The organism is uncultured Meiothermus sp. (genome assembly GCF_937863175.1).
Lineage (GTDB): Bacteria > Deinococcota > Deinococci > Deinococcales > Thermaceae > Meiothermus.
The window spans coordinates 1-4,278 of sequence record NZ_CALMCQ010000247.1 but is presented as its reverse complement, the minus strand read 5'-3'; the positions used below and the strand labels follow the sequence as shown (position 1 = coordinate 4,278).

The window sequence follows — 4,278 nt, the reverse complement described above, 5'->3', positions numbered from 1 at the left end:
AGCCCAGCCGCTGGGCAAGCGGGCCAAAACCTTTTTCGAGACCGACGAGGCCACCCGACAGGTTCCCAAGGTTGGTTTCTAAGGGGTGCCACATAGAGCATGATCGGCCTGTGAGAGGTTATAGTCGCAGCACCCATGCGATAAACGTTCGACGCAACCGCTTCGTGAATAGCAGGCCATGGAGAGTACGGTGGGCCTCGAGGCTCGGGCTCCTGGCCCTCGGCCTGTTGCTCTCGGCTTGCTTTGAGGCCAACTTGAAACTGGAAGTGGGATCCGGTGGCAGCGTGACCCAGACCCTGACCCTGACCGAGCCCCCGGCGCAGGATGGACAGAGTGGGACGCTATTTTCCGACTTCGCAAACCAGCTCCGGGCCCAGGGCTGGCAGGTTCGGCTCGAGGGGAACCAGACCATTGCCACCCGCACCGTGGAGAATGCTCACGATACGAGTCTTGGCACAGGCGCCTTCGTGGAAGAGCGCTTCAAGCTCACCCGCTCGGGCGGGTGGTTGGTCGAGACCTACCGCCTGGACGTGAGTTTGGGTCAGCCCAACCCGGTGGTTGCCAGCCTTCTCCCAGCAGGGCAGATTTTCTCGCTCTTTGCCCGTTCCCTGCTCCCCCAGCTCTCGCTCTCGCTGCAAACCCCACTGCCAGCCACCCTGCACAACGCCGACCGGGTCGAGGGCCACCGCTACACCTGGCAGGTGCGACTCGATCGGGCCAGTGACTACTACATCGAGTACCGGGTGGTGCGCTGGGATCGCATCGCCATGGCCGGGGCAGCGCTGGTTGTCTTAATCCTGGCAGGACGATTTTTGGTTCGCAGGGTCAGGGCCTAGGGCGGTTCGCGGGCGGATCTGATCCCCAGGTGCTGGAGGGCTTTTCCATTCACGTCCGCTGCTTGGCCCTGGATCCCATCAAACCCTCCCGAAGTGGAATCGAAGCCGCCTTCGCCTATGGACACTATCCTCGCGCAGGGTGAACGCTCGAGGTGCTGACCTGAACTGCCCACAACCTCGCAAATGTTCGCTCTTCACTCTATTCAGACCCCTTGTCCTCGGTGTACAGTGGCACGGACGGTGAAAGTATGTTTGAACCAGGGCTATTGAAAGATAAGGTGGTGGTGGTCACGGGGGGCGGTACTGGGCTGGGCCGCTCGATGAGCACGCGCTTTCTGGAACTTGGGGCCAGGGTAGCCATTACCAGCCGCCGGGCCGAGACCATCGCCCAGGCCGCCCAGGAGATGATGCAGCAGACCGGGGGAGAGGTCTTTACCACACCGGTGGACGTGCGCGACCCCGAAGCGGTGAAGGCCATGGTAGACGCGGTGGAGGCCCATTTTGGCCGGATTGATGTGCTGCTTAACAACGCAGCCGGCAACTTCATTTCGCCCACCGAGCGGCTATCCTACCGGGCTTTCGATGCGGTGCTGAATATCGTTTTGCACGGCACGGTCTACTGTACCCTCGAGGTGGGCAAGCGCTGGATTGCCAGGGGGCAAAAGGGCACCATGCTCAACATCGCTACCACCTACGCCCAGTCCGGCTCGGGGTATGTGGTGCCCTCGGCTACCGCCAAAGCCGGGGTGGTTACCCTCACCAGGTCGCTGGCTGCGGAGTGGGGCAAGTACGGCATCCGCCTCAACGCCATAGCTCCGGGGCCTTTCCCCACCGAAGGGGCCTGGACCCGCTTGATGCCCACCCAGGAAATTGCCCGGATGTTCGAGAAAAAGATTCCGCTTGGGCGGGTAGGCGAGCACAGCGAACTGGCCAACCTGGCCGCTTATCTGATCTCCGATTATGCTGGCTTCATTAGTGGGGATGTGATCACCATTGACGGCGGCGAGACGGTCTGGAATGCTGGGGAATTCAATGTGCTGGACGCTGTTACCAAGGAGCAATGGGATAGGCTCGAGGCCCAGCGAAAAAAAGGTTGACCCCTCAAACTGGTTTTTGCATGGCACAATAGAAACGTGGAAGTAATTCAGCCGTACATCGGGCAGCTCACCTTTGGGGGACTGGCCGGTTTCGCCGTAGGGTATGCCATCAAAACCGTGGGGCGCTGGGTTGCCATCATTCTGGGCCTGATTTTTGTGGTGGTGCAGGTGCTGGCCTCGATGGGCTATATAAACGTGGATTGGACACGCATTCAGCGCGATGTAGAGCCACTTTTACAGCAGGATCAGATCCGGGGCGCCTGGGATGCTCTGGTCGGGGTACTCACCACCAACCTGCCCTTCGGAGGGGCGTTTGTGGCTGGGTTGCTGCTGGGACTGCGGCGGGGCTAGGCGTAGCGGGAGCGCAGTAGTAGGGCTTCACTGGCCAGGTTGGGGAGTTGCTCCAGCCCGACCCCGACCTCCAGGCCCTGGCTCGCCAGGTAGGGCAGCACCTGCTCGGTAGCCAGATTACCGACCAGTTCGTCCCCTGCAAATGGGCAACCGCCAATGCCGCCCAGAGCCCCCTCGAGCCAGCGCACCCCCGCCTCGAGCGCCACCTGTACCTTTCCCAGTGTGTTTTCCGGACGGCTGTGCAGATGCACTCCGATGCTCTGGCCGATGCCATGAATAGCTACCGCCCGCAGGGTTTCGGTAATGGTGTTTGCCGGGGCAACCCCGTAGGTATCGGCCAGCACGATGCCCGAAAGCCCGTCTAGCTGGTGCATTCGCTGCACAAACTGCGCGGTGAGGCGGGGCTCCCAGGCATCGCCATAGGGGTTACCGAAGGCCATCGAGAGGTAGACCACGAACTTCCTGTCCTGGGCCTGAGCGATCAGTTGTTCCAGCAACGGCCAGGACTCCTCGAGCCCCATATTGAGGTTTTTGCGCTGGAAGGTTTCGGAGATGGAAAAAGGATAGCCAACGGTGGTCAGATGGGGAGTCTGTACAGCCCGCTCGAGGCCCCTCTGGTTGCCAATGATGGCTAGATACTCGCGCCCTTCTGGTGGGGGCAAAGCCGCCAGCACCTCCCTTGCATCGGCGTGCTGGGGAACCCACCTCGGCGATACAAAGCTGGTCAGGTCGAGGCTCTGGAAGCCAGCCTCCAGTAGTGTAAGCAAATAGCCCACTTTTTCATCGGTAGGTATAAATCCCCCCAGGCCCTGCCAGGAGTCTCTGGGACACTCAACCCACTTCACAGTTCTTCACTATACCGAGCGATACCCTCGGGCTGCACCACATACAGTTCGCCCCAGAGGGGGTAGCCCTGCCCGAACACATCGCGCAGGATTTCGTGCATCAACTCGGGGTCAATCACACCCGGTCGCAGCACGATGCGTGGAAAGCTGAGGGGAAAGCGTGAGGGGTCGGAGAAATCCAGATCGAGTGTGACCAGTACGTAGTTGTGGCGTTCGGCGTAGGCGTACAGAAACTGGTCGGAGCGCCCGGTAAGCCCAGCTTCCCGTGCTGTGACTACCTCGTGGCCCTCACCGATCAACCACCACAATACCCGCTGGGGAATGTTTTCATCGAGCAGAATGCGCATTATTCCTCGTGCAGGGCAATCCACTCGTAGTTGGTTGAGCGCGCACCATACAGCAGTGCGGCCTGGATGTCCTGGCGGGTCAGTTCGGGCCACTGCACCAGCACTTCTTCAACGGACATTTGCGAGGCCAGGGCTTCCAGAACCATGTACACTGCGATGCGGGTTCCCTTCAGGCGCGGCCTGCCGCGCAGAGTATCGGGGTTGGAGCTGATGCGGGAGAGGAGTTCGGTGCGAACCTTTGCGCCAAGTTTCATAGAGTACCTCCCTCGAGGCGGCATCTTCAGTTAGATAGGCTGGAAGTTAGAAGCCTTGTCCAGGTGCTTGCCGAAGACGCCGTGCAGCCTTGCCAGAGAACATCCTTTCGCTTGTGGGCTGCATGGTTCATCATAGCCGGTTTTTCCCCGGATCGGGTGCTGAAATTACCTTTGCTGCTGGATAAAGAGCCGCTTGATGAGCAACTTCTGCGTTTGATGGCCGGCCTCGTGGCGGGTCAGGTAATACCACACCCATTCCGGTGTCACCTGGTAGGACTCGTCGCTACGGGGGCGGTGGAAATCCCGGAGGCTCATGTTCTGGTAGCTTTTCAGCAGCAGGGCGCACGGAATCGAGCAATTGCAGGGGTTCGGCCAGCGGCTTGCCGGTGATAGGTACCAGGCGGCGATCCTGCTTGGAGACCCAGAGGCCTGGGGCGAAATGCGGGTGGAAAAGCCAGTGGGGAGATAGTCCAGATGTGCCTGGGCAAAGCCTGCAACCATTTGCCGGGTGCGGGCGCGGGTTGGGGTATATGGGGTGCGGGTTGTAT

At 60.6% G+C, this 4,278-nt stretch carries 7 protein-coding genes; 3 read left to right on the top strand and 4 right to left on the bottom strand.

The features are described from left to right. The first annotated feature begins 254 nt into the window (after positions 1-254). From Q0288_RS09445 to Q0288_RS09435, 3 genes are all read left to right on the top strand, one after another. The gene (locus tag Q0288_RS09445) at positions 255-836 is read left to right on the top strand and encodes a hypothetical protein (RefSeq protein WP_299429757.1); all 582 of its coding nucleotides are present in this window, start codon (positions 255-257) and stop codon (positions 834-836) included. Positions 837-1,084: 248 nt separating this feature from the next. Beyond that, positions 1,085-1,933 (top strand): SDR family oxidoreductase, encoded by an 849-nt coding sequence (locus Q0288_RS09440; RefSeq protein WP_299429756.1) that lies wholly within the window; start codon positions 1,085-1,087, stop codon positions 1,931-1,933. A 36-nt stretch (positions 1,934-1,969) separates the two neighbouring features. Then, positions 1,970-2,284, top strand: coding sequence for an FUN14 domain-containing protein (locus Q0288_RS09435; protein ID WP_299429754.1), 315 nt, complete (start codon positions 1,970-1,972; stop codon positions 2,282-2,284). On the opposite strand, the gene Q0288_RS09430 is transcribed toward Q0288_RS09435, so the two are convergent. The 4 genes from Q0288_RS09430 to Q0288_RS09415 all read right to left on the bottom strand — a co-directional run. Further along, on the bottom strand, positions 2,281-3,129 hold the full coding sequence (locus tag Q0288_RS09430) for a hydroxymethylglutaryl-CoA lyase (protein WP_299429752.1): 849 nt from the start codon (positions 3,127-3,129) through the stop codon (positions 2,281-2,283). The two genes, Q0288_RS09435 and Q0288_RS09430, sit on opposite strands and share 4 nt — an antisense overlap. After that, positions 3,126-3,476 carry a DUF5615 family PIN-like protein gene (locus Q0288_RS09425; RefSeq protein ID WP_299429750.1) on the bottom strand — a complete coding sequence of 117 codons (351 nt, stop codon included), beginning with the start codon at positions 3,474-3,476 and terminating at the stop codon, positions 3,126-3,128. The genes Q0288_RS09430 and Q0288_RS09425 overlap by 4 nt, the downstream gene beginning before the upstream one ends. Further along, entirely contained in the window at positions 3,476-3,730 is a 255-nt protein-coding gene (locus Q0288_RS09420; RefSeq protein ID WP_299429748.1) for a DUF433 domain-containing protein, read from the bottom strand. Before Q0288_RS09420 ends, Q0288_RS09425 begins: the two co-directional genes overlap by 1 nt. 165 nt (positions 3,731-3,895) lie before the next feature. Further along, positions 3,896-4,278, bottom strand: a 383-nt coding sequence (locus tag Q0288_RS09415; RefSeq protein WP_299429746.1) for a hypothetical protein, incomplete at its 5' end; no start/stop codon positions are given.

Excerpts from the sequence above, each read along its gene's own strand:
- Q0288_RS09440 (WP_299429756.1), top strand. The coding sequence starts at position 1,085 with ATGTTTGAACCAGGGCTATTGAAAGATAAGGTGGTGGTGGTCACGGGG.
- Q0288_RS09425 (WP_299429750.1), bottom strand. The coding sequence starts at position 3,476 with ATGCGCATTCTGCTCGATGAAAACATTCCCCAGCGGGTATTGTGGTGG.
- Q0288_RS09420 (WP_299429748.1), bottom strand. The coding sequence starts at position 3,730 with ATGAAACTTGGCGCAAAGGTTCGCACCGAACTCCTCTCCCGCATCAGC.